General features: G+C 70.4%; 26 protein-coding genes, 2 pseudogenes and 1 riboswitch. Of the genes and pseudogenes, 10 read left to right on the forward strand and 18 right to left on the reverse strand.

Going from position 1 to position 23,503, the window contains the following annotated elements:
* Nucleotides 1-160: 160 nt before the first annotated feature.
* Entirely contained in the window at nt 161-553 is a 393-nt protein-coding gene (locus ACSHXC_RS38475) for a nuclear transport factor 2 family protein (RefSeq protein WP_438295967.1), read from the reverse strand.
* A 118-nt stretch (nt 554-671) separates the two neighbouring features.
* Here ACSHXC_RS38475 and ACSHXC_RS38480 point away from each other — a divergent pair, with 118 nt between their 5' ends.
* Both ACSHXC_RS38480 and ACSHXC_RS38485 read left to right on the forward strand, forming a co-directional pair.
* The gene (locus ACSHXC_RS38480) at nt 672-1,142 is read left to right on the forward strand and encodes a MarR family winged helix-turn-helix transcriptional regulator (protein WP_438295968.1); all 471 of its coding nucleotides are present in this window, start codon (nt 672-674) and stop codon (nt 1,140-1,142) included.
* A gap of 342 nt (nt 1,143-1,484) precedes the next feature.
* Entirely contained in the window at nt 1,485-2,318 is an 834-nt protein-coding gene (locus ACSHXC_RS38485) for a M15 family metallopeptidase (protein ID WP_438295969.1), read from the forward strand.
* Between the two features lie 153 nt (nt 2,319-2,471).
* On the opposite strand, the gene ACSHXC_RS38490 is transcribed toward ACSHXC_RS38485, so the two are convergent.
* Nucleotides 2,472-2,795 (reverse strand): hypothetical protein, encoded by a 324-nt coding sequence (locus ACSHXC_RS38490; protein ID WP_438295970.1) that lies wholly within the window; start codon nt 2,793-2,795, stop codon nt 2,472-2,474.
* A gap of 186 nt (nt 2,796-2,981) precedes the next feature.
* Complete coding sequence (locus ACSHXC_RS38495) at nt 2,982-3,332, reverse strand: ArsR/SmtB family transcription factor (RefSeq protein ID WP_438295971.1); 351 nt, start codon at nt 3,330-3,332, stop codon at nt 2,982-2,984.
* Between the two features lie 15 nt (nt 3,333-3,347).
* Here ACSHXC_RS38495 and ACSHXC_RS38500 point away from each other — a divergent pair, with 15 nt between their 5' ends.
* Nucleotides 3,348-4,232: an MFS transporter gene (locus tag ACSHXC_RS38500; protein ID WP_438295972.1), complete on the forward strand. Its 885-nt coding sequence runs from the start codon at nt 3,348-3,350 to the stop codon at nt 4,230-4,232.
* A gap of 1,616 nt (nt 4,233-5,848) precedes the next feature.
* Here ACSHXC_RS38500 and ACSHXC_RS38505 read toward each other — a convergent pair.
* From ACSHXC_RS38505 to ACSHXC_RS38515, 3 genes are all read right to left on the reverse strand, one after another.
* Nucleotides 5,849-6,157 carry a hypothetical protein gene (locus tag ACSHXC_RS38505; protein ID WP_438295973.1) on the reverse strand — a complete coding sequence of 103 codons (309 nt, stop codon included), beginning with the start codon at nt 6,155-6,157 and terminating at the stop codon, nt 5,849-5,851.
* A 245-nt stretch (nt 6,158-6,402) separates the two neighbouring features.
* Nucleotides 6,403-7,236, reverse strand: a complete 834-nt coding sequence (locus ACSHXC_RS38510; RefSeq protein ID WP_438295974.1) for a PIG-L family deacetylase — start codon at nt 7,234-7,236, stop codon at nt 6,403-6,405.
* A gap of 461 nt (nt 7,237-7,697) precedes the next feature.
* Nucleotides 7,698-8,237, reverse strand: a complete 540-nt coding sequence (locus tag ACSHXC_RS38515; protein WP_438295975.1) for a GNAT family N-acetyltransferase — start codon at nt 8,235-8,237, stop codon at nt 7,698-7,700.
* Nucleotides 8,238-8,296: 59 nt separating this feature from the next.
* Between ACSHXC_RS38515 and ACSHXC_RS38520 the strand changes: the two genes are divergently transcribed.
* A complete protein-coding gene (locus tag ACSHXC_RS38520) occupies nt 8,297-8,677 on the forward strand; it encodes a hypothetical protein (protein WP_438295976.1) in 381 nt (126 codons plus the stop codon).
* Nucleotides 8,677-8,979 carry a winged helix-turn-helix domain-containing protein gene (locus tag ACSHXC_RS38525; RefSeq protein ID WP_438295977.1) on the forward strand — a complete coding sequence of 101 codons (303 nt, stop codon included), beginning with the start codon at nt 8,677-8,679 and terminating at the stop codon, nt 8,977-8,979. Before ACSHXC_RS38520 ends, ACSHXC_RS38525 begins: the two co-directional genes overlap by 1 nt.
* Nucleotides 8,980-9,149: 170 nt before the next feature.
* On the opposite strand, the gene ACSHXC_RS38530 is transcribed toward ACSHXC_RS38525, so the two are convergent.
* The 5 genes from ACSHXC_RS38530 to ACSHXC_RS38550 form a co-directional block, all read right to left on the reverse strand.
* Nucleotides 9,150-9,794: a response regulator gene (locus tag ACSHXC_RS38530; protein WP_438295978.1), complete on the reverse strand. Its 645-nt coding sequence runs from the start codon at nt 9,792-9,794 to the stop codon at nt 9,150-9,152.
* Entirely contained in the window at nt 9,791-11,044 is a 1,254-nt protein-coding gene (locus ACSHXC_RS38535) for a sensor histidine kinase (RefSeq protein ID WP_438295979.1), read from the reverse strand. Before ACSHXC_RS38535 ends, ACSHXC_RS38530 begins: the two co-directional genes overlap by 4 nt.
* Before the next feature lie 5 nt (nt 11,045-11,049).
* Nucleotides 11,050-13,221 carry an MMPL family transporter gene (locus ACSHXC_RS38540; protein WP_438295980.1) on the reverse strand — a complete coding sequence of 724 codons (2,172 nt, stop codon included), beginning with the start codon at nt 13,219-13,221 and terminating at the stop codon, nt 11,050-11,052.
* Nucleotides 13,222-13,494: 273 nt separating this feature from the next.
* Nucleotides 13,495-14,871, reverse strand: a complete 1,377-nt coding sequence (locus tag ACSHXC_RS38545) for an erythromycin esterase family protein (protein WP_438295981.1) — start codon at nt 14,869-14,871, stop codon at nt 13,495-13,497.
* Nucleotides 14,872-15,150: 279 nt separating this feature from the next.
* Nucleotides 15,151-15,795: a LysE family translocator gene (locus ACSHXC_RS38550; RefSeq protein WP_438295982.1), complete on the reverse strand. Its 645-nt coding sequence runs from the start codon at nt 15,793-15,795 to the stop codon at nt 15,151-15,153.
* Between the two features lie 333 nt (nt 15,796-16,128).
* Here ACSHXC_RS38550 and ACSHXC_RS38555 point away from each other — a divergent pair, with 333 nt between their 5' ends.
* The 3 genes and pseudogenes from ACSHXC_RS38555 to ACSHXC_RS38565 all read left to right on the forward strand — a co-directional run.
* Nucleotides 16,129-16,359, forward strand: a complete 231-nt coding sequence (locus ACSHXC_RS38555) for a hypothetical protein (RefSeq protein WP_438295983.1) — start codon at nt 16,129-16,131, stop codon at nt 16,357-16,359.
* Between the two features lie 462 nt (nt 16,360-16,821).
* Complete coding sequence (locus tag ACSHXC_RS38560) at nt 16,822-17,052, forward strand: hypothetical protein (RefSeq protein WP_438295984.1); 231 nt, start codon at nt 16,822-16,824, stop codon at nt 17,050-17,052.
* 629 nt (nt 17,053-17,681) lie between these two features.
* Nucleotides 17,682-17,960, forward strand: a pseudogene (locus ACSHXC_RS38565) (MarR family winged helix-turn-helix transcriptional regulator); the annotation flags it as partial.
* Between the two features lie 71 nt (nt 17,961-18,031).
* Here ACSHXC_RS38565 and ACSHXC_RS38570 read toward each other — a convergent pair.
* Together ACSHXC_RS38570 and ACSHXC_RS38575 are read right to left on the reverse strand one after the other, a co-directional pair.
* Entirely contained in the window at nt 18,032-18,931 is a 900-nt protein-coding gene (locus tag ACSHXC_RS38570) for a class I SAM-dependent methyltransferase (RefSeq protein WP_438295985.1), read from the reverse strand.
* Between the two features lie 90 nt (nt 18,932-19,021).
* Nucleotides 19,022-19,309: a hypothetical protein gene (locus ACSHXC_RS38575; protein ID WP_438295986.1), complete on the reverse strand. Its 288-nt coding sequence runs from the start codon at nt 19,307-19,309 to the stop codon at nt 19,022-19,024.
* 15 nt (nt 19,310-19,324) lie between these two features.
* On the opposite strand from ACSHXC_RS38575, the pseudogene ACSHXC_RS38580 reads away from it, so the two are divergent.
* Nucleotides 19,325-19,450, forward strand: a pseudogene (locus ACSHXC_RS38580) (alpha/beta fold hydrolase); the annotation flags it as partial.
* A 311-nt stretch (nt 19,451-19,761) separates the two neighbouring features.
* Entirely contained in the window at nt 19,762-20,490 is a 729-nt protein-coding gene (locus ACSHXC_RS38585; protein ID WP_438295987.1) for an MgtC/SapB family protein, read from the forward strand.
* 298 nt (nt 20,491-20,788) lie between these two features.
* On the opposite strand, the gene ACSHXC_RS38590 is transcribed toward ACSHXC_RS38585, so the two are convergent.
* The 5 genes from ACSHXC_RS38590 to ACSHXC_RS38610 all read right to left on the reverse strand — a co-directional run bounded on the left by ACSHXC_RS38590 (nt 20,789) and on the right by ACSHXC_RS38610 (nt 23,483).
* The gene (locus ACSHXC_RS38590; RefSeq protein WP_438295988.1) at nt 20,789-21,169 is read right to left on the reverse strand and encodes a hypothetical protein; all 381 of its coding nucleotides are present in this window, start codon (nt 21,167-21,169) and stop codon (nt 20,789-20,791) included.
* Nucleotides 21,170-21,223: 54 nt separating this feature from the next.
* Nucleotides 21,224-21,643, reverse strand: a complete 420-nt coding sequence (locus tag ACSHXC_RS38595; protein ID WP_438295989.1) for a winged helix-turn-helix domain-containing protein — start codon at nt 21,641-21,643, stop codon at nt 21,224-21,226.
* Between the two features lie 184 nt (nt 21,644-21,827).
* Entirely contained in the window at nt 21,828-22,088 is a 261-nt protein-coding gene (locus ACSHXC_RS38600) for a hypothetical protein (RefSeq protein ID WP_438295990.1), read from the reverse strand.
* 6 nt (nt 22,089-22,094) lie between these two features.
* Nucleotides 22,095-22,445 (reverse strand): hypothetical protein, encoded by a 351-nt coding sequence (locus tag ACSHXC_RS38605; protein WP_438295991.1) that lies wholly within the window; start codon nt 22,443-22,445, stop codon nt 22,095-22,097.
* 441 nt (nt 22,446-22,886) lie between these two features.
* Nucleotides 22,887-23,061, reverse strand: a riboswitch (M-box (ykoK) riboswitch).
* Between the two features lie 134 nt (nt 23,062-23,195).
* A complete protein-coding gene (locus ACSHXC_RS38610; protein WP_438295992.1) occupies nt 23,196-23,483 on the reverse strand; it encodes a hypothetical protein in 288 nt (95 codons plus the stop codon).
* Nucleotides 23,484-23,503: the final 20 nt, after the last annotated feature.

Consider the following 23,503-nt stretch of genomic DNA (forward strand, 5'->3'; position numbering starts at 1 on the left):
GGTCGTGGCGGGGGTCGCACGGGTGGCCGTGGAGGAAGAACTCGGCCCAGCGGTAGTAGTGGGAAGTGGTGGGAGGCCCGCAGGAATCCGTCCCGGGCGCTGACCGTGCGGCGGCGTCCAGAGCCTGCTAGCGGGCCTCCTGGGGGAGTCGGGGTGAGGGTCAGCGGGCGCTGCCGAGGTTCCGGTCGGCTTCGGCGCCCTCAAGCATGAGGGTGGTCTCCTCGATGCGGCGGAAGCGGCCGTCGGGGGCGAACTCGGCGAAGACGTAGACCTCCATGCGGACCGTGGAACCGTCGGTCTTGGTCACCGTCACGGTGTGGCGGTCGGCATAGCGGTCGCCGTCCGCGAGCTCGTCGTGGACCTCGACGGAGCCGTCGGCGACGACCCCCCGCAGGTGGGCGATGTGGGTGAGGAACTCGGGGCGGGAGTCCCAGCGGCCGTCGGTGCGCTGGCGGTAGTCGGGCGCGAAGTGCCGGTCGGCTGCCTGGTCCAGGTCGAGCCCGGGGGTGAAGAGCAGGTCGGTGACGGCGGTGCGGATGTCGGTGTGGTTCATGGGGATTCCTTCGGTTGCGTGCGGGAGCGTCCCGCCGTGGATCGATCGATTATGCGTGCCATAAGCACGCTTATGACTGTAGCAGGAAAGCGTGCTCGGCGCACGCTAATGTTGGGGGATGCCGAACTCGACAGGACACGACATCGCCGACGCCCTCGGGCTGCTCCTGCGGAGGAGCACGCGCGCCCGCCTCTACGCCCGACTGACCGAGGGGCTTGGAGAGGCCGTCGACGACCTCACCTACCCGGTCCTCAGCGGACTCGCCCGGACCGGCCCGTGCAGCGCGGCCGACCTGGGCCGCGAGATCGGACTGGACCGCACCACCGTCACGCGCCGCGCCGACCGCCTGGAACGGGCCGGTCTGCTCCAGCGCCAGCCCGACCCCGCCGACGGCCGCGCGACCCTGCTCGCGCTCACCGATGACGGTCATGTGGCCATCTCGGCCACCAGGCAGCAACTGGCGGCCGCCATCGAGGACTCACTCGACACCTGGCCGCGCGCAGACGCACAGGCCTTCGCCCGCCTTCTGCGCCGCTTCGTTGACGAGGGGCCCTTCGCCGCCGACCGGAACCGGCGGCAGGGAGAGTGATGAGCGGTCCGGTCCCGGTCGGCGCAGACTCAACGCCTACGGTTCCGGCTGCCGCACCCCAGCACGGTGGTCCCGCAGCGGGTCCGGCCCGTCCGGGGCTCGGCCCGCCCGAGGTTTGTGGCGGTGAACACGCGACGAAACGGCGGAGCGGTGCCCGGGGCTCCGACCGGCGGGCCGGAAGGGCGTGTCGGGCACAGGCAATGTCCCTCGCCTCCCGACCAAGTCTCCCGACTCGGTGTTCGCCGGGCGGGCGCCGCCCCGTTTGGGCGCATTCGGGCGAAATCCCGTTGACCGGGAGCCGTCAGCGGCGTCCGCGCGGCTGAGGCACGCTATTCCTGTCCGGTGACCAAGCCCGCACCTCGTACAGCCGAAGCCGAGATCTCGCCGCCGACGACCAGGACCTCCACACGTACGGCCAGGATCCGGCCCCGTACGCTCTCCGCCCTGGCGATGTCCGCCGCCGTCCTGCTCACCTGCTGCTTCGGTACCGCGGCGGACGCCGTGCCGCAGCAGACAGCCGTGCCCGAACTGGACGCGAGCGTGTCGGACGTCCCGACCGCCAAGCTCGGCGACAGCTGGCATCCGGGATGCCCGGTCCCGCCGTCCGGACTCCGGCTGATCCGGATGAACCACTGGGGCTTCGACGGCCGGGTCCATCAGGGCGAACTCGTTGCCGGCGAGCAGGCGGTGGCCCCGCTCCTCTATGTCTTCGGACGGGCCTTCGAGGCGCACTTCCCGATCCGGCAGATGCGGGTGATGGCCGAATTCGACGGCAACGACGTGGCCGCGATGGCCGCCGACAACACCTCCGCATTCAACTGCCGCTCCGTCACCGGGGATCCCACCGAAGTCTCCCAGCACTCCTACGGCGACGCCGTGGACATCAACACGCTGGAGAACCCGTACGTCGATGTGAACAACGTCGTGTATCCGCCGGCCGGTGCCGACTTCCTCGACCGGGACAGGAACGACCAGGGCATGATCCACCGAGGCGATGTCATCAGCACGGCGATGCGCGAGATGGGCTGGCAATGGGGCGGACGCTGGTCCCCGCCCGACTACCAGCACTTCTCGGCCAACGGCCGCGCAGCCACGGCCGGCCGGGCAGGCACGAACGCCGAACGGGTCCGACTCCGCCGAACGCACCCACTGTGGGAGCAGAACACCTCACGATGAAACTCGACAAGGCGGGGGCGTCCCGCGGGTGCAGGCCGAGCGTGTCGCCCCGTGCGCGTAGGTGAGGAGCCCGCGGCTGCCGACACGGTCTCCACGTACGCGGCAGCCCGGCCGTTGATCGGTCACGTACCTCAGCCGCAGGAGGCCGGGGGTTCAGTGACTACCGCGCGGCTCGAAGCAGCCGCTCTCCATGAACCGGCCGTTGACGGTGACCTGGTAGTTGCTCGGCTGAGTGAACGCGGTGACGCAAGCGCCGAGTAGGACCCGCAGCGCTATGCGGGCGCCTTCGGGTACGACGGGGTGGGTGTCGGTGAGCCCGAGTCGCGTTCCCATGTCCTCCATGACGAGCGTTCCACGGCCCTCGTCGCGGTCGGGGGCTTCATTGTTGTAGCCGAGCTGGAGCAGCACCGCCCGCACGCGCTTCGGGTCCCACGCTTTGTCTTCCCGGACGTCGTACTCGACGTGCGGTGCCGACACACGGCGGACTTCTCCGGGGTCAGACCGGCGTCCGGGCCCGGCAGCGCGGGCGCGCCCGCCCGGCGGCGTACCCCGATGTGGTTGACCACCTGGCCCGCGGTGTGCAGCCGGCAGATGACGAGCGCCTCGATGTCGGCCCAGGGTGCGAACGCGAAGGCCAAGCAACGGTTGGCATTCTCACGTGAGTCAGCACGGATCTCCCGACGCAGCTCCCGAGGCCGCACGTGTGTGGCGGGTTCCGTTCAGTACGGAGTCGAGCAGGCCGGGGAACAGTGTGTCCAGGTCGTCGCGGCGCAGCCGCACCAGTCGGGATCGGCCCTTGACCGTTGTCCAGGTGACGCCCGCCTCGCGCAGTACCCGGTAGTGGTGGGACAGCGTCGTCTGGTGGACATCCAGGTCGCTGCCGATGGCATTGCAGCTCTCCTCGCCGGTCACAGCGAGCCGTTGAACGATCTCCAGCCGCACCGGATCGGCCAGCGCCCGCAGCACTTCCACCATCCGGATCGCGCCGGTCGCCGGTTGGGACACCTCACGCATCGCTTCTCTCCGTCCGTGACGGGTGCCGTGGGCGCGGGCATCATCACGTCCGCCGCCTCCAGCACCGCGGCCGCCATCGCTCCGCCGGAACGCCGGGGCCGGGCACTGGCCTTCGTGCTGGGCGGTCTGACGTCGGCGACCGCGCTGGGACTGCCCCTCGGCACACTGATCGGCCGCGCCGACTGGCGCATCACCCTGTGGGCCGTCGCCGGGATCGGCCTAATGGCAGCCGTCGGCCTGCCCGGGGTGACGCTCCCCGCAGCCTCACTGTCCGACCGCCTGCGACCCCTCAAGCAGGGTCGCGTACTGACGCTGCTGGCCGTCACCACACTGGCCTTCCTCGGTGCCTACACCCTCTACACCTACATTGGCCCGACCCTGCGGGACGCCACCGGCGGCAATGAATCGCTGCTGACCCTCGTCCTGCTGGCCTGGGGCGTCGGCACCCTGGCCGGGAACATCACCGGCGGACGCCTCGTCGACCGCCACGACTCCGCCCGCGTCCTCACCGGCACCCTCGCCCTTGCCGCGCTCGTCCTGGTGCTGACCCCGCTGGCGACCCGCGCCCTCGCGCCCACTCTGGTCTGGGCGGCGGTCTGGGGTGCGAGCGTCGGCGTCATCGTCGTCCCGCAGCAGCACCGGATCATTTCCCTCAGCCCGGCCGCCGCGCCGGTCCTGCTCGGCCTCAACTCCTCCGCGCTCTACGTCGGTGTCGCCCTCGGCGGCGGTCTCGGCGGGCTGGCGCAGGAGTGGTGGGGGCTCGCCCCGGCCGAACTGGGGCTGCTGGCCGCCGGCGTCACCGCCGTGACCCTCATCTGGCACCTGGGCACCGCGCGCCGCTCCGCCGTGCCCGCGACACCTGCGACGGCCGCGGCCCATCCCGAGAAGTCCAAGGCGTAACCGGCTCGTCCTGCTGCGCGTTCCCTGAGTCGGCGCACACTTCTTAGGCTCGCCCGTATCGGCGCGGGCTTCGACCCCCGAGGGGTTCCGGGGGTTGCGGGTGCGCTCGCGGATCGTTGTGATCGCGTGCCGGATTCGACGCTGCGTACGGGGGAGTTGGCCGGGGCGTACGGCCCATCGGCGCCGGTGTACTGGATCGCGATCTTGCCCGTTCGGCCCTCGAAGTCCGCGGCGTTCAGGATGTCCATCGCGATGCGGGCCGTCAGGTCCCCGCGGGTCGCCGACGGTGAACGTCGTTGTCGGCGGCTGGTCCGCGCGGGCTCGACGAGCAGGACGTGTCCGCGTCGCCAAGTGGGTGCCGCTGCAGCCCGGTTCCCGACTTTCCGGCATGTGAGCCCCCCAATTCGCTACCGTGTGTGATGAAATACAGGCATCCGATTACCCTACGTGGTCGCCACTGTGCTGCCCCGCGCTGCGCACAGCGTCCCGTGTTCCCACGAGGAGTCCCATGTTCCGCAAGGGGATCCGCCGCAGGGGGAGGTGGACGTTCGCGGCCTGTGCCGCGGTCGTCGTCCTGTCCGCCACCGCGCCTGTCGCGCTCGACCCCCACCAGGCAGGCTGGCGTCCGTTGGGCGTCCGGTCGGTCCAGGGTGCCAATTTGGTGCCGGAAGTGGTCTGGCAGCACGGGAAGTTGGGACCGTGCGGCCACCAGGGCGGCGCCCGGCCCGCCGTTTACGGGCAGCCGCCGCACCTGCGCCTCACTTTCGACACGTTCGACTACGTCGAGCACGCGCGGTGTGCCGAGCGGGTCCCGCAACCGCTCGTGGGCATCCTCCCGGTCTTCCGTGGCCGGGGCGCCGCTGGGGAAACGCAGGACGCGAAGGGCGGGCATGTCCGAGCCGACGAGCACGTACGAGGTAAGGAGGCGCGTGAAGGGACGCGCGAGGGGGAGCGGGGAGGCGGGGTGTCGGTCGGCGAAGCCCCGTCCGTCCGGGAGCCGGCCGCGGACCTCGCGAGTGGCCCGCGGTACCAGCGGGTCCTGCGGGCCCCGGGCGGCCGGAGCGCGACGGAACTGCCGGAGTCGGGTTCGGGCCGCGTGAGACAGACCGTCAGGCCGGCGCCCGGCGCACCCCACTCGACGAGTCCTGGGCGGGGCGCGGGCGGCAGCTCTGCCGGTACGGACAGATCCAGGGGACCTGCCGGGGCTCCGGCGTGGGGCAGCCACGACAGTCGCCCGGCCTCACAAAACGGCAGCCCGAGCGCTCCGGCGAGGAATCGCGGCGACAGTTCGCGGAGCTGGCCGGTGCGGCCGGTCTACAGGGTGCCGATGGCTCCGGCGTACGGCCCCGGCCGCTCGCCCGGCTACCGCCCCTGGGTGGGGCAGCCTCCGTCGTGGGGCCAGGCCACGGCCACGGCGACGTCCACGGCGACGGCGTGGAGCGGACCGGCCGCACCCCGCTGAATCGCCTTCGGGCGCCGGGTCATACGCGCCGGATCGTCCCGCTGCGGCCGGTGCGGAGAGCCACTGGGCATCGGCCCCATGGCCTGACATTCGCTCGCCGATCGCTGAAGGCCCCCGCCGAGCGCGGGCCTTCAGCGATCGGCGAACAGGGGCGTTACGCCTGCAATTCCGCCTGATCGGCCGGCACCGGCTCTCTCACGATCGCCACGCGGGCCAGCCCGGGGCCAACTGCCATGGCGATTGAGGCAAGGGCCAGGGCGGTCCCCGGTCCTGACTTCTGGGCCACCAGACCGCTGACCGTCGTTCCGGCGGAGCCGCCAAGGGCCATGAAGGCACCGATCCATGACTGCGTCTCGGCCGCCATATCCGGTGGGGCGAGACCGCCGGCCGTGCTGTGGAGGGCGACGAAGGTGGGCCCCAAGGCCAGTCCCGGAATGGCCGCGGCCCCGATGAGGACGCTCACGTACGTCTGACTGGCTGCCGCTACCAGGGCAGTTCCGAGGCCGGAGATGTTGCACCGGCGCCCGCCCCACGCTGGAGCCAGGCGCCGGTGCCATCCCTCCCCGAGCGCCTACCTCGGCTGCGCTACCTCGGGACCGCTGCCCTGCGCCGGTATCTTCCACCGGAATTCGGCACGGTGCCTCGGCATGGAGCAGCGTGCCGCCGCGCCGCGCCTGAGCTTTCCCCGGCCCCGGTTGGGCGGGCGGGTCAGCGCAGGCCGGCGAAGAGGTCGTTCTCGGGGACGGCCGCGCCGGTGGCGTCCTGGACGCGTACGAAGGTCTCCATGCCCATCAGCTCTCCGAACCTCTCCTTGCCCATCCTGAGGAAGAAGATGTTCTCGCCCTGACTTGCGTGCGCGGCCAGCGCGTCGAACTTCTGACCGCTGAATGCCGTGGTGTCCACCCACGTGGTGATCTCATCGTCGGGGAGGCCGATCTTGGCCAGCGCGGCGGCCTCGGCAGGATCCGGCTCCGGCATGTCCTCCTGGAACTCGCGCATGATCTCCCCGAATCGCTGCATCATCGAGCGGGGCATTGTCGTCCAGTACACCTTCGGTGTCAGCGTGGTCATCTCCAGCGCGGCCATCGTGATGCGGTGAGCCTGGATGTGGTCGGGGTGACCGTAGAAGCCGTTCTCGTCGTAGGTGACGACCACATCGGGTCGGTAGTGCCGCATGAGTTCCGCGAGCCGGGAGGCGCCTTCCTCCACGGGGGTCTGCCAGAAGGAGCCGGGGGCGTCGTTGCTCGGCCAGCCCGTCATCCCGGAGTCGGCATAGTCCAGCATCTCCAAGTCGCTGATCTTCAGGGCTTCGCAGCTCGCCTTGAGTTCCTGACGGCGCATCAAGGCGACGGCCGCCGGGTCGTGCCCGGGGTCGCCCGGCTTGGCACCGCCCGGTCCGTCGCCGCAACCGCCGTCGGTACACGTCACGAGAACCGTACGGATGCCTTCCGCCGCGTACCGCGCGAGGACGCCTCCGGTTCCCGTGGCCTCGTCGTCGGGGTGGGCGTGCACTGCCATGAGAGTCAAGGGGCGGTCAGTCATGACTAAGTCCTCCTGCGGAAGTACGTCTTGGTCCGAGTGCGCGGCGGGCGTGCCGCGATCCCGGGGCCCGGTCCTGCCGGAGCGGATGACTTTGTTCCCACCCGTGCGACGCCGGTCCCTCGGTCGATGCAACAGTGTCGGCCGGACCGGCTGTTCCCGGCGCGGCCACTTGGCCTTGCCGGGTGTCTAGGTACTCGGATGCGGTACAGGCACGTGTCCCTGCATCTCTCGGCGCCACATCGGATTCGACTCTCCTCCGGTACTGGTTGCAGAGCTCCGCACTGATCCCGAACAGGCCCAGCTCGCACGCCAGATGCATGCTGCGGGCCACCTCGCCCCCAGCATCGCCGCCATGCTCAAGGCCGCAACATGGACCCTCTACCGCCCAGCCCGGAAGCCTTCGGGCGTTGTCGAGGACGAGAGGGCTGACAGCCGGCACACCACCCCTTTCGAGTACGGGCTCAAGCGGACGGCGTTTGCGGGGACCGCAGGCCGAGCCACTGCTCGGCGTCCCAGGCCTGGAACCGCTCTACTTCGGTGAACCCCAGCTTCGCCGCCAGGCGCATGGAGCCGACGTTGGCACTCTGGGTGGTGAGCACCACCGGCTCGCCGGGAAGGACGCCGTCGAACCAGTCGAGCGCCGCCGCGCATGACTCGGCGGCGTACCCGAATCCCCACGCCCGCGGCAGGAACAGGTAGCCGAGATCGGCCTTCCCCGCGGCAGCCGGGCGACTGTGCCCTGTTGCTCTCCTGAGCAGGATCTGGCCGATCATCGCCCCGTCGAGTTCGACGACGAAGCTTCCGGGCCACCGCTGGGGCGTCCCGGGCAACTCGCGTTCAAGCTCGTCACGCGGCCGGGGGCCGCCCAGGTAGGTGTGCACCTCTGGCGAGGCGAGCAGCTCGATGAACGCCGCACGGTCCCGGGGTTCGGGCTCGCGGAGCACGAGCCGCTCGGTCTTGATCGGGGCAGGTGGCCAGGTGACGGACCCTAGTTCAGTCATGGCGGGCAACCTATCGCGCGCCCGCAAACGCGCTTCGGGAGCAGACGCTGGACGCATACATGCGCCACGGCTTCTCCCGTCCCTACGTACTCGTCGCGGCGCTGGGGCTGTTCACCGCGTTCGCGTCCTTCGATCTGCCGAGCCCGTGGAACACCCTCGCCCTCCTGGTGGGAAACGGCCTGACCCTGGGAGGGCTGTATGTCCACCAGCGCCGGGCACCCGTCCGCATGAGGTGCAACGGCCGGGAGACGCTGTTCGGTGTGGCCATGGCGCTCCCTCTTGTCCTGCTGTTCGGGACGCTGGCGATCGCCGCCTACTTCCTCGGCCTGCCGGCGTGGCGCACCGTCGCCGCGGCGGTCACCGCCCTGGCGTACGTGGGCGGCTCGTACGCGCTGCGCCCGGTCGTCGCGGGGATCATCCGCAGGAACGGGCACGGCTGATGGACCCGGACTTCGATGGATTCCTGCACGATCCGGCACGGCTGTCGATCGTCGCGCTGCTGGCTCCGGCCGACTGGGTGGAGTTCGGCTTCGTCCGGGACACCGTGGACACCAGCGACTCAGCCCTGTCGAAGCAGGTCGCCGCGCTGGCCGACGCCGGGTATGTCGAGGTGCGCAAGACGCGGAACCACACCGGACGGCACACCCACCTCCGCCTCACCCCGCACGGCCGTCATGCATTCCAACGGCACGCCTCGGCCCTGGAGAGGATCGTTGCGGCGGCCCGCGAACCTCTGAAGTGAGCGGAGGAACCAACCTGATGGTGCCCGGTCCGCCCGAGCGCACTCGATTACGTCAGCGTGAAGCCCCGGGAGCGTGCTCTCGCCTCACAGCACGGTCGACCAGAGCCGTTTCCGCCCAGTCGCGACAGCGGCCGCAGTGGGTGGTCCGACTCGGCCCACGGCCGCAGTGTTCACCTGGAAGGCCGGTGCAGCAGGCCACGTTCGAGGGCGACGACCACGGCGCGCGTCCTGTCGTTCACATCGAGCTTGGCGAAGAGCCGCAGCAGATGGGTCTTCACCGTGGCTTCCGCGATGACGAGGCGCTTGCCGATGTCCGCATTGGTGAGGCCGTCGGCGACCGCGTTCAGTACTTCGGCCTCCCGGGTGGTGAGCGGGACCTGTACCGGCTGCCGCATCTTGGCGACGAGTTTCTGGGCCACCTGCGGGGCGAGCACCGTCTCCCCGCGCGCCGCCGCGCGAATGGCGTCGGCCAGCTGGTCGCGGGTGGTGTCCTTGAGCAGATAGCCGATGGCACCGGCCTCGACTCCGCGCTCGATGTCGGCGTCGGTGTCGTACGTCGTCAGGATCAGTACCCGGGTCCGCGGATGCCGGGCAACGATCTCGGTCGTGGTCGCGACCCCGTCGAGTACCGGCATCCGCAGGTCGATCAGCGCGACATCGGGGTCGTGCCGTTCGACGAGTTCGAGCGCCGCGCGGCCGTCGGAGGCCTCGCCGACGATCTCGATGCCGGGTTCGGAGGCGAGCAGGGCGATGACTCCGGCGCGCATCACCGTGTGGTCGTCGACCACGATGACGCGGAGTTCCCTACTGGTCATGCCGTCACTTCCTGCTCCGTGGCAGTCATGGGGATCATCGCGAGAACGCGCGTACCGTCGCCGACCGAGCTGGTGACGGTGAGCTGCCCGCCCAGTTCGGCGAGACGCTTGCGCATCCCGTCGAGCCCGAACCCCCGTGACCGCCCGATCACGAAGCCGCGCCCGTCGTCGGTGATTTCCAGCTCGACGCCGTACGGCTGCGACATGAGCACGACGCTCACGGTGGAGGCCGCCGCATGCTTGCGCACATTGGCCAGCGACTCCTGCGTACACCGGAGCAGCGCGACCCTGGTCCGCTGGTCGCACGCCGGGTCCGCCAGTTCCGCGACAACAGTGAGACCGGTGTCCTCCGTGAACCGGTCCAGGGTCCGGCGCAGCATCTCGGCCACCGAGCCCGCGGCCACCCGGCTCTGCTCCGCGGAGCCCACCAGTTCGCGCGCCTCGGCGAGGTTTTCGCGCGCGGTGCTCTCGATCGAACGCAACTGCTGGGCGCTCCGCTCCGTATCGCCGGCGCCGTCGCTGTCGAGCCCCGCCCGCGCGGCTTCGGCGAGTACGACGATGGACGCGAAGCCCTGCGCGAGCGTGTCGTGGATCTCCCGTGCCATGCGCTCCCGTTCGTCGGCGGCACCCTGCCGCTGGTGGGCCTCGGACAGCCGGAGCTGGGTCTGCTCCAACTCCTCGATCAGTCTGGCGCGTTCGCCGCTCTGCGCCACGACCGAGTGGACCCACAGCCCGATCAGCACACTGGCGGCGACCACGACGAGGGTGGAGACGACCGTGGAACCGAGGAACTCAGGGCTCCAGCCCTTCCGCAGCCAGCTCCCGGTCAGGGTCGACAGGGTGGCCAGCCCGGTGAAGACCAGTGAGGACCGCACCGTCCTGGCGAACAGCCAGAAGTGCGGCAGCGTCACGATGAACAGCGCCGCATAGCCGCTCCAGAGATACGCCATGCCGCCGAGCCCCAGGACCAGTACCCACAGATAGGTGTACGGACGGAGCACGGAGTTGCCGGGGAACCGGTCGAGGACCGCGTAGCAGAGCACCAGTGCGGCAAGGAGCAACAGCGGCCAGTACGTGTCGCCGTCCAGGTACTCGATCGTGGCAAGACCGGCGGCCAGCGCGCCGAACAGCACCCAGCAGACCGCGTTCCACCGGCGCAGTGTCCTGGCCCAGAACGGGTCGGCGGGGTGGCCGAAGGCCGTGCCGCTGAAGGAGTTGGGACGGCTGTCGGCCCTCGACCACGGAATCATGTGGATCAACCTACTTCGACCGGCACAGCCGCAGCCTGTGGTGCCCGCCTCATGCCGCGCGAGGGCCACCAGCTCATCTCGCCGAGCAGCAGCATGACCGACGGCAGGATCATGATCCGGATGATGAAGGCGTCGAGCAGCACGGCGGCCGCCAGCACGAAGCCGATCTGCTTCATCTCGATGATGTGCAGGAAGACATAACTGGCGAAGACCGTCACCATCACCACCGCGGCGCTGGTCACCACGGCCGCTGAGCTGCCGATCCCGTCGAGCACCGCCTTGCGGGTCGGTACACCGGCAAGGACGGCCTCCCTGATCCGGCTGACGACGAACACCTGGTAGTCCATCGAAAGGCCGAAGAGGATCACGAACAGGAACAGCGGTACGCGGGAGCCGATCGACCCGGTGGAGTGGAAGTCCAGCAGACCCTCGGCCCACTTGGCCTGGAACACCAGGACCAGCAGTCCCAACGCGCCTGCCGCGGACAGCAGGTTGAGTACGACGCCGATCAACCCGAGCACCACGGAGCGGAACGCCAGCACCGTCATACCGAAGGTGACGAGCAGCAGCGCCCCGATGACCAGGGGCAGCTTGCCGTTCTGGTGGGCGGGATAGTCGGTGGTCCGGGCGACATCGCCGGTCACCCCGGTCTCGGCCTCCGGTATCCGGCCGACTGTGGCGGGCAGGTAGTCGCCCCGCAGGCGGGCGAGGGACTTCCCCGCCTCGGCGGAGTTCCCGAGGTAGGGCACGGACACCTCCAGCACGCTGATCCGGTGGTCGTCCGATGTCCGCAGCCGGGGGCGGCCCGTGAACAGCGGGTCGGCCTGCGTGCGCCGCCCGAGCTCCTCCAGCGCCGCGGCCACCTCGGCGGCGCGGTCCGGCCGGGCACGTACGACGACCTGATGGGTGACCCGCAGCTCCGGAAAGGCCTCGTTCAACCGGTCGTACGTCTGCATCGCGGGGATGGCGCGCGAGTGCGTGTCGCGGCTCATCTCCTCCAGCTTCAGCCCCGCCAACGGGGCGGCCAGGCCCAGCAGGACGAGCACCGAGACGCACAGGGTGACCGCGGGGTGCGTGCTCGCCGGCCGCATCAGCGCCGCCCACACCCGGCCGGTTCCGTCCTGCCGCGCCCTTCGTGGCGTACGTGTCCCGCGGGCCGCCCGGCGCTCGGCCCGCTGCCCGGTCTTGACCAGCAGCGCGGGCAGTACCGTGAGTGAACTGGCCACGGCGACCAGGACGACGACGATGGTGCCGGTGGCCAGCGACGAGAAGATGACGTCGGAGGCCAGATACAGGGTGGCCGTGGAGACGACCACCGCGAGTCCGGAGACCACGACCGCCCGCCCCGAGGTCGCCGCGGCCAGCTCCACCAGTGCCTCGGAGCCGAGTCTCCCGCCGGAGCGCGTCCGCTCCTCCCGTTCGCGCTTGAGGTAGAAGAGCGTGTAGTCGACGCCGACCGCGAGGCCGATCAGGATGATGACGTTCGTGCCGACCCCGGCGTCGGGGGAGAGGTGCGAAACCACCATCGACAGGCCCATGGCCGCGGCGATCGAGGAGAGCGCCAGCAGCAGCGGCACGATGGCCATGAGCAGAGAGCCGAACACGAGCAGCAGGGTGATCAGGGTGACCGGCAGGGTGATCGCTTCGGACAGTGCCAGGTCGCTGCCGCGCTGGGCTTCCACACCCTGGCTGATGGAGGGGCTCCCGGTCTCCTCCACCAGCAGATCAGGATGGCTCTCCTGCACCGCGGCAGTCTGCGCGTGCAGCGGATCGACGTGCTTGGCCGCGCCCAACTCCGGCCCCTTCATGGTCACTTGGACCAAGAGGACCTTCCCGCTCGCCGAGGTACGTGGCTCGGCCACGCCCTCGACCTCGGGCAGCTTCTCCATCCGGGCAGCGAGGTCCCGCGCGGCGGCTTCCGCGGCCCGCTGGTCCAGAGCGCCGGACCTCGCCGACACCAGCACCTGCTCGACGGGCTTGCGCTGCAGATGTCCTTCGGATGCCATCGCCTCCGCGCGGCCGGCCTCACCGACCCGGTAGTCCTCAGTGGTGGCGTTGTGGGTGCCGACCGCGATGCCGAGGCCCAGACACAGCACCACGAACACCAGCCATCCGGTGATCGCGCGCCAGGGGTGCAGGGCGCTCCAGCGAGCGGTGCGCACAGGTAGCTCTTTCATGGGGAAAGCGTCGCCGGTCCCGCCATGCGTACAACAGCATCGCCTGGTTGGACCTTCCGTCCACCGGTCGGTGGACCCTTCTGGTGGGGTTGCCCCCCCCGGAATCGTGAGCAGCGAGATGGCAGTTTCGGAAGGCGGAGGCCGGGTGACGGTCTTGCGGTCTGGGGCCGCCCCTCCGACAGGACATCGCTCCTGGTCACGCGAGAGAGGGGAGCCGTCCGCGTACCCATTCAGGATCGGGGTGGCCGAGGCGACCCTGCCCGGCCCGGTGGGTCAGCCGCTCGGTTCGCGCTCGGACCCCAGCTTGCTCGCCTCCTGAACGGTGTGGATGTGGATCAGGACGTCGTAGGTGTGGCCGATGGCGATCTCAGGTGTCTTGTCGTTCGGGTACTGCGTGCCGATGCTGTGGGTCGGGCGCGGGACGGCCAGCCAACTGCGGGCGGCGGCAGGGGCCTTGCGCAGGTCGGCGTAGTAGTCGCGGTACCGGACCCGGTCGAGCGTGTACTCGTTCGTGCCCGGACCGGCCGGGTCGACGGTGAACTTCTTCCAGTCGCCGCCGAGCGCCGCGTCCTTGGAGAGGAAGGAGCCCTCGTCGAAGGTGGTGCCGACGGCGAGGTAGTGCGCGCCGAGGGTGTCGCGGAGGAACGAGCCCTGGGTCTTCGGATACGTCGTGGGGTCGGAGGCCGCGTAGCCCGCGTGGTCGTTGTGGGCCGACAGCAGGATTCTGCTGCCGGTGCGCCGCTGCCACCATGCCGTGGTCTCGGCCATCACCTGGTCACGGTAGCGCTCCATGGCCGTCAAAGATTTCTGGTCGCCGGGGTCGAGGGTCAGAAAGGTGTAGGTCTGGGCGATGTTGCGGGCGTTCTGGAGAGCGAACTCGACGTCCTCGCCGCCCCCGGAACTCTGACGTTGCACAAATTCCAGTACCCGCTGCGCCTTGGCCGCATTCTGCTGCCGCTCGGCGAGCGGCCGGCCCAGATAGGCGATGGCGTCGTCGAGCGGGCGCAGGCCTGTGAGGAGCTCGTTCAGGCGTGGCAGGGACTCCGGATGCGTTCGCGACACGTAGTCGGTGACGATGTCGAAGACCCGCTCGTCGAGCCTGGGCGCGCCGATGTCGTCGCCCAGGAAGTGGACCGGGCGGTCGGGGCGTTGGCGGTTGCGGTCGCGCATCCACTGGACGAGGGTCACGAACTCCTCGCGGTCCCAGGGGGATCCGGCCATCACTTCGTGGACGACCCGCCGTGCGTCGCTGTTGCCGTGCTGGAGGTAGTCGTCGATCCGCAGACCCGCCGACCAGCTGATCTCCAGAGCGAAGGTGGTGAATCCCTTCTGCTCGACGAGGTGGCGGAAGAGCCGGTCCTTGAGGGCGAAGAACTCGTGCGAGCCGTGCGTGGCCTCGCCCACGCCGACCACCTCGGCGTCGCCGACCATCACCCCCAGGGCCTGCAGATCGGCCGTACCGGTGCCCGGCTCCGTCGACCGCAGGGGATGGGCGATCCGGTCCAGCGCGCGGACCGGGGCCGAGACGACGGTCGATGCGGACGCCGCCGGTGCGGACGCCATCGGTGCCGCGTACGCGGCCGCCGACGGGGTCAGCGTCGCGGCCAGGGCGAGAGCCGCCGCCACGAGACGCTTCCTGTTGCCGGTCATGTGTTGCCGCCCATGTGTGATCACTTCCCAACGTGCTTGGTGTCACGTGCTGCTGAGAAGATCGTCACGCGCGTGGCAGCCCGGGCGCGCTGGGGCCCGCCCGACACCTCCCCGGGGGACAACCCCAAGACCCGACCCCGAGATCAGTCGCGCTGGGCCCTGCGAGGGCAGGGGGGAATGGCGGGTTGAGGAGGGGGGATTGTGGCATCCACGGGTGCCACCAACGCCCCCGTATCGGCGCTCACGGCAGGACCGGTGTCACGGGCGCACAGGCGTGGTTCAGGTGGACACAGGAGTACGGGACAGGGCCGTGCGCAGCGCGAAGGCGCCGAGCAAGCCGCCTGCCGTGAACCGCTGCGCGGTCATGGCGCGGGGACGGGCGGCCAGAAACCCCGACACTCGTGCTGCGCCGAGCATGATCAGAGCGTTCACTGAGATCCCCACGACGATCTGCACACCGCCGAGTTGGAGCAGCTGTCCCCAGGCCGGGCCTGCCTGCGGGTCCAGGAACTGCGGCAGCAGAGCGGCGTACATAAGAGCGATCTTGGGGTTGAGGAGGTTGGTCAACAGCCCCATCGCGAACAGGCGGGCGTCGGAGACCGGAGCCAGGTCCTGGGCGGGGTCGAAGGGCGAGCGGCCCCCGGGCTTGAGCATGCCCCAGGAGAGGTAGCCCAGGTAGGCGGCCCCGGCAAGCTTGACCACGGTGAACGCCACCGGCACGGCGGCGAACAACGCGGACAGGCCCGCAGCCGCGGCCAGCAGGTAGCACACGAATCCCACGGCGGTCCCACTGAGGCTGACCAGGCCGGCCCTGCGGCCTTGGGTGATCGCGCGGGAGGCGAGGTGGATCATGTTCGGTCCCGGAGTCAGGGCCATGCCCAGTTCGACCAGGGCCACTCCTCCGACTGCGGTCAGAGTGATCACCGGTCAACCTCCAGGTCGTTCGTCGGGTAACGGGTACTGGGTACCGGGTTCCCGGAGTGTCGAATCGCTCGGCTGCAACGGACGGCTGCGACGCATCAGCAGCGTCTGCCTCGCTTCTGCTCTGCAGGATATGTCCTTGCCACTCGGCGTCTGCATGCGCCCCTGACCTCGTGCTTGCGATGGCTGACCCGATGAGGCGGGTGGGGCCTGGTTGACTTGTCCGGGGCGGGAGTTGAGGCTTCGGTCCGGTGAGGGAGCGTAGCCGTGCATCGTGTGGGATGTGCTGGGGGATCGCCTGGAGCCGTTGCTGCTGCCGCGTGAACACAGGTTCCGGTGTCCCGGCCGCGGGCCGCCTCGTCACCCACCGACAACTCGGCTCACTGTGTTGGCCGTCTTGCCGACTGCGGCGCACTGCGGACCGGCAGCGATCCGGTGCATGCCGCGGACGCCTGCTGGGCCCTCACGACGACCGCAGTGTTCGCCAAGCTCACCATCGAGGCCGGGTGGGACGGCGCCGCCTACCAGCGATGGTTGGCCGACGTGCTCACCGCCACCCTGCTGTGAACCGGCCGGTCCGAGTCGGCCCGCACCGAGCGCTGTCCCAGCAGGGCTTCGTGGACCTCGGAAGAGGAGCGGGTGGCACTCGGCCGGCGCCGGCCACGTGCAGAGGATGCTGACCCGGCATCAAGTAGCCACGTACGTCACGGAGTTGAGGGCAGCCGCGCGCAAGGCCGTTGCCGTACGAGCCACCGGCTCGGTCGGTCTCAGGGAGGGCGGGAGAGAAGGGAAGGGCAGAGCCGAGGCGAGCAGCGCCAGGGCGAGGCTGCCGGGGTGCAGGGCGCGCACCAGCGCAGACCTGCCGCCCTCCCGGCCGACGGCCGATGGGCGAGGTGTGCCGGTTCTGTCAGGCGACTAGGGGCTGTAAGGCCGCAGTTCCAATCGAGTGATGTTGGGCCCCGCCTGTGTCTCCATGGCTGGACGGCGGTAGTCAACTCCGGACACTTCAACAAGCAGGAAGGTAGGTTCATGCGACGAATTGCTACGGCCGTCGTCTGCGCGGCTGCGCTCCTCGCCCTCGGCGCCCCCGCCGTCAACGCCGCGAGCGTCCCGGCCCAGGACAACCAGGACAGCAATCTGCTCGACAAGCTGCTGGGCTCGACCGACCCCGGCGAGGGTCCCGTTGCCCAGACGCAGGACACGCTGGACGGGGTGTCAACACTCCATGGGCTACTCGGGGTGTCCCCAGGTACGGAGTGAAGCAATCAAGTGACATGCCGGCCAGGGCATGGCCGGCATGTACCCCGCGGGTGCCATGGGCCCATGCGCCAGAGACCCGCGGGGGCCGCAATGGGCGCCCGATCAGGTCATGTTGGCCGTGCACCCCGGCCATCGTCGACCACGGCTGTGCCTCTGGAGCCACGGGCTGGCCGAGCCCTCACGGAATGCGTGGTCACAACCCCGTGGTTGGCCGGTCTGGCCAACTGGCTGCTCGCTTCCCCGCCGGAGGGAGGTTCGTCCGTCGGCAATGGCCTGCCGGTCCAGGCCGTTGAGCGCCCTTCGATACCGGTGTCGAGGCAGACGCTGCCGTCCACGGGGTGGATATGGTGGCCGGCACCGTCCAGATCGTGCCGGTCCGTCGACGCCTCGACCTTGTCGCCGGCCCGCAGCCGGAACACTGGAGCGGGCTCCAGCGTCCCGCAGACGCCGCAGCCCACGACGTAGGCATGGATCCGCCCGTTGTGGTGACGCGTGATGGCCTTCGGCGACGGCGCAGGAATCATCCGCCGAGGCTGACGGCCGGGTCATGCCGACTGAGGTCCGGGGCGGTGTGCACGCCGAGCGGCGCGCGCCGGACGACTCGCGGCGCCGGCGTCATCCAGCGTGAGTCGAACGCCGACCTTGCCCGCGCGACATTCGTCACCCGACGGTCAGGGAACGTCGTCCTGCGGGGCCTGCAGGAAGCCGGACTGATCACCCGCCCCGCCACCGCCGATCATGGCCGTGCCCTGCCCGCCCGCCTGACCGAAGAGGGCCGGACACGTCTCGCCGAGGTCCAGGCCGCCGTGTACGCCGTCGAACAGCGCATGATCGAGGCGATCCCGCCCCGGCGCGTCGCGGCGCTCCTCTCGGATCTCGACCGCATCGCGGCAGCCCTGGAGGGCTGATCCGCCAAGCGGGAGGGAAGACGCCCGACGACGGCAGCGAGAAACTCGGGACGGCGGACTGTCCTGCGAGGTCAATTGCCCCGTGGGGCTTCCTTGTTGAGGTGCTGCTGGTCAGCGGTCGACGCCGGACGGAGCGCCGAGATGAGTCCGCCGGGCCCATCCTCGTGCTGTGGCGGGGTGTTGATCGGGCGGCCGTAGGCGGCAGCGCGTTCGCGCAGGGTGTGGCTGGTGGCTTCCCAGCCGTGACCGGCCAGCCAGCCCACCGGGTCGTCGGGCATTTCCGATACCCACATGGACGCCGGCGATCCCGGCACGGCGTCCGCACCGAAGCGCTCGATCACGCCGCGCGTGCCCAACGTCAGCCCCATCCGACTGCCTGCCGCCGACTGCGCGCTGATCCGGGCCAGCAGCAACTCCACCGCGTCCTCGGGCAGATAGATCAGCAACCCTTCGGCGATCCACACGGTCGGCAGGGCCGGGTCGTGCCCCGCGGCGGCCAGCGCGCCCGGCCAGTCGTCACGCAGATCCACCGCGACGGTGATCCGCTCACAGCGTGCGACGGCCTGCTCCTGGCGCAGCACCGAAGCCTTGAAGTCCAGTGGCGCGGCGGTGTCGACCTCGAAGAGCCGGGTGCCCTCGGGCCAGTCCATCCGGAAGGCCCGGCTGTCCATGCCGGCGCCGAGCAGCACGACCTGCCGGACCCCGGACGTGGAGGCCTGCTGCAACAGGTCGTCGAGGAACTTCGTCCTGATGACGATGGAGAACGCCACGCCCAGCCGGCGGCGTCGCGCGGCCTCGTCACCGGGTGGCGGCGAGGCGGGCCACAGGCCGCCGGCTGTGGCGAAGGCCTGCGCCAGTGGGTCGCGGAACAGCGCGTTCTCCCGCTCGGTCTCCAGCGCCCGCACCCTGGCCACTCCCACAGCCGTGGCCCACACTCCCGACGGCTGCACCTGCTCCTGCTCATCAGTCATCGCGCCAGCCTAGTGTTCTGACCGCATACGTTCACAGGGGAGGGCTGATCTGTCGTGCCGTGGCCGTCCCCACTCCGAGTCCGTTCCGCTTCACGCATCCGTCTTGCGGCGCAGCTCCTTGGCGGCCCGGGTGGCAGCGCGCGCCTCCTTGCGGTGGCCGTGTCTGCGCAGCCACCAGCCGAGCCAGGCAAGGGACTCCGCCAGGGATTCGACATCGTTGCCGGGGCCCAGCGGGGGATTCTGGTCCAGGAGTTCCACGGCTTCCATGGTGGGGGCGAGCACCTCGTCGTCGCGTCCGACGCGGGCCAGCCGCAGGCCGAGATTGGAGAGGCCGTGGATGAGCCCGGCCAGGTGGTCGTCGGGCTCTGCCGCACTCAACTGCCGGTAGATCTTGAGTTGATGCCCAATCTGCGCCGCGAGCCGATCGTGCTGCCGGGCTGCGGCCACTGGACCCAGCAGGAGCGGCCCGAGGAAGTCAACGCTGCGCTGATCGAGTTCCTGACGGAGCTGCGGAACTGAGGTCGGTCCGGGCCGGCTTCCAGGGCCGCGCAGCAGTCGATCATCTCGACGAGGGCCGAGCTCACCGGGTGCGTACCCGAAGCCCGCATCGGCATCGCTCGCTCGGCGCGATTGCGGGGTTAGGCTGCCCGTAGTGACCCCGGCATAAGCCGGTGAGGAGGCGGGGCACATGGATTGCAGTCACAGTGGGCAGGGCCGGCGCAGGCCCCGCATCCACACGTCCACCCGCCCTTCCGGCACGGGGTAGCCGACACCTCGTTGCGCCGCGTCCGCTGGACCGCCCTGCCGGTGCAGGGTACGAGGAGGTTGCCATGGCTGACCTGACCACCTTCGACTTCGCCCTGCGGCTCGCCGTGGGGGTCGGCTGCGGCGCCCTGATCGGCGTCGAACGGCAATGGCGCGCCCGCATGGCCGGGCTGCGCACCAACGCGCTGGTCGCCGCCGGGGCCACCTTGTTCGTCCTCTACAGCGAGGCGGTCGGCGACACCGGCAGCCCCACCCGGGTCGCCTCGTACGTCGTCTCCGGCATCGGCTTCCTCGGCGGTGGCGTGATCCTGCGCGACGGAGCGTCCGTACGCGGCCTCAACACCGCCGCCACCTTGTGGTGCTCGGCCGCCGTCGGGGTCCTGTCCGCCTCCGGCCGCCTGGGGCTGGCCCTGATCGGCACGGTCGCGGTCCTCGCCGTCCATCTGGCGCTGCGGCCCGCCGGACGGCTCATCGACCGGGTTCCCCAGCACGACCCCGACACCGAAGGCGTACGCGCCACCGTCCACCTCGTGTGCGACCGCGGTGAGGACGCCCACATCCGCGCCCTGCTCCTGCAGTCCATGGCGGGCAGCGGGCTCACCCCCACCGGACTGCGCGTGCGGCGCGAGGACGACGACACCACGGAACTGCGGGCAGTCGTCGCGGTCGGCGGCGACCCCGCCCGCGCCCTGGAACAGCTCATCGCCCGGCTGTCGCTCGAACCCGGCATCCACGACCTGCACTGGCACCTGGACGCAACGCCCACCGAAGCCGAACGGGACGCAGTGGCGTGAACGACCACGACCTGCCCGCGGAACGCCGACGAGGAGGGCTGTGACTTCGGGGGACAGACCCAGGCGGCCGACGAGCCAGGCCGTGTCGCGGGCTCGCCCTCGCAAGGCCGCCGGACCCCTGCGGCGTCAGCTGTGCGGTCAGGCGCAGGGCCGCTTCGAGCAGGGCCGGGACGCGCGGATTCGCGCCGCGGTAGAGCATGCGGGTGCCGTTGCGGCGTACGGTCACCAACCCGACCGCCCGCAGCCGGGCGAGGTGCTGGGGGAGACCGCGGCATGGACGGGTGACGGAAAGGTGACGTCAGGATCCGTAACCGTGTGTATGGAAGGGCCTCCTTGTCGGCTGGGGCTTGCGCGTCCGGGTGTCGGGTTCACGGTGCTGGTGCCAGTGCAGGTCGCGCACGCTGGGCTCGCGGGACAACTGATCCACCAGTTGGTCCAGAAGCATGGTTCCCGGACCGTCCAGGGCCACCGCAAGTCGCAGACACGCGGTGGCCGCGTCGTGGCGGTTGACGTGCAGGCCCAGGAGGTGCGCGCTGGGCTTGGTGAGAGCCAGCACGCACAGTGCGCGCACCTTGGTCTCCGCACGCCGGCCGCAGTGGATGTGAACGGTGGCAAGGGACGCAGCCGAGGCGGCAGGCGGCCCTGCCCTCCTCACCCGCACACGGGGCAGGAATCGCACGTGGACACCTCCTTGAGGCGTGAGTACCGCCGGGCGAAGGCGGAGGGGAGCGAGTCAGTCACCCATCGCGGGCAACGCCGCGGTGGGTGACGGGTCGAAGGCGTAGCCGACCTGCCGTACGGTGCGGATCATCGTGCGGTGGCTGGGGCCGAGTTTGCTGCGCAGACGCGCGATGTGTGTATCGATGGTGCGCATGTCGCCGGAGGGGCTCTGCTGCCAGACGAGTTCCATCAGCTGTCGGCGGGTGTAGACGCGGTCCGGGTGTGCGACAAGATGGGCGATCAACTCGAACTCCATACAGGTGAGGCTCAGCTGGCGCCCTTCGGTTGAGGCGCGGCGGGTTCCGCAGTCGACGACGAGGCCGCCCGCACGGTGCACCGGGGCCTTCGGCAGTTCTGGGGCTTCGGGCCGGGACGACGACTGCGGTGCGGGCTGGGTCTGTCGGCGCCACCCTTTCCCCGTGGGCGCGGTCAACAGGTCACGGTGAACGCGGTGGACCAATCGGTAGTTCAGGGGCATGTCCCCTCCTGTGGAGTCAATGCGGTGTCAGTGTCATGGTGCGCAGTCCGGGAATCAGAGCTCTCTGCGGGCCGACCTCGCGGGCGAGGTGCGCAGTCAAGCCACACCGCGCGGCGTTGTCGCCTGCTGGGGGCCGGTGCTAATGCCAGGTGGCTTCGAGGTGGCGTCGACCGTCGGAGCCGGTGACGGGGTGCCAGTGGGCGTGCGGGGCCGAACCGCTGCGGGCGCGTGCCGAGGGAGTCCGCGCCGCCGCCGGGCCCGGGGCCGCGCGGATGACGGTGCTGTCCAGCGGGCTGTCGGCGAGTCGCCGCAGAATGCTGCTGAACAGCTCGCGGAGCCGACCGTGTTTGCGGGGCGTGGCGCGGTGGACGGGGAAGTGGATCGCGGTCAGGACGGACATGGGTGATCACCTCCGTGTGGGGCGCAGGGCGCGGGCGGGAGAAGACGGGAAGCCGGGCGGGGTGCCGGTGGCGGCTCGGCTGATGCGGTGGGCGGCCGCCAGCGGCAGGTCGGTGAAGTGGGCCAGCCAGCGGGCCTCACGGCCTTGGCGGGCGAGCAGGTAGGCGAGGTGGACGCGCGGGTGGTACGCGGCGTGCCGGGCGTGCGGGCCGGGACAGCCGGCCGGGTCGTCCAGGAGATAGGTGCGCGGGGTGCCGTCGAACAGCGTCAGGGGCAGCGACGGGCAAGTACATCCGGCCGGTGAGAGACGGCGGACGGGGGTTGTGGTCGGTTTCGAGAGGTGCTGGAGGAAACGCATGGGTCCTCCCTCGTTCAAGGGGAGTTGACGACGGTCTGGCTCTTGAGCCGCGGGGCGGTGGTGTCCGCCGCCCCACGCGGGGTTCACTGGCCGAGGGCGACCTGGACGATCTTGATGACGGCCAGGATCATCGAGATCAGCAGGTGCCCAGCCGCTGTGGACGCTGCTGCTGCTCGTGAAGGTGCGCAGCAGCAGTCCCTCCTGCGGGCACGCAGCACCGACACCCGGCACGGCGAAGCCGCACGGGTGCGTGGGGGAGTGGGGATGCGCAGGGGAGGTGGTTACCGCGTACCGGAGGTCAGAGAAGACAGACGGAAACGGGTATGGGGCCGACTGTGGCCCGGACTACTGCAACTACCGTCCATGTCTCTCGCCTCCTCCCGGCCGGGGCACCCGCAGTGCCGCATCGACTCGGCAAGGAGCGGACCCACCTCGCGGGTGGGTTCACCCCAACTCGTCAGAGCTTTGGCACTGCACGGCGTAATCCCCTTGCCGGGGAAGCCACTTGGGGCCCACCCCTTGAGCCGGGGAGACCTGTCCCGCCCCTGGGCGTCTCTCGACGTCGTGGGGTCGGTGGCCTGTGTCCGCGCGGACGCCTCACCGAACGAGGTGCCTTCTTCAAACCTCGAAAAGCATAGCCCCCTTCTTGCGCGATCACGCAAGTACTTGGGGAACTCTTGACGCGGGCCGAATGCCCAGCCTGCGGGGTGGCACCGTCGCCGGACGCCGCCCGGGGCGCGGATGGGCTGCTCAGTGCCTCTGTGGGGCATGGCCTGTACTGGCGTGGGGGTGATCCGCACCCGGCGTGCCCTCGTCGCCACGCCGCTCGCCCTCGGTGGGCTCGTCGTCGAAGCGTTCGCAGAACGCGGCTAAGGTGGCGGCGAGGTGGTCGACGGACTGTGCGGCGAACACGAAGGGCGTCTTTTGGCCGCGGGCCGCCGCCGCGAGGGCGTTGCGCCGCGTCAGATAGTGGGGGTCGTGGAGGCCAGGGTGCCGGTTGTCAGGTGCGGCCGGGATCGGTCCCGAAGCGGGGCTCATGGCACGTACTGTTCCCAGAA

The organism is Streptomyces sp. HUAS TT7, from assembly GCF_051550175.1.
In the GTDB taxonomy this organism is placed as follows: Bacteria; Actinomycetota; Actinomycetes; order Streptomycetales; family Streptomycetaceae; genus Streptomyces.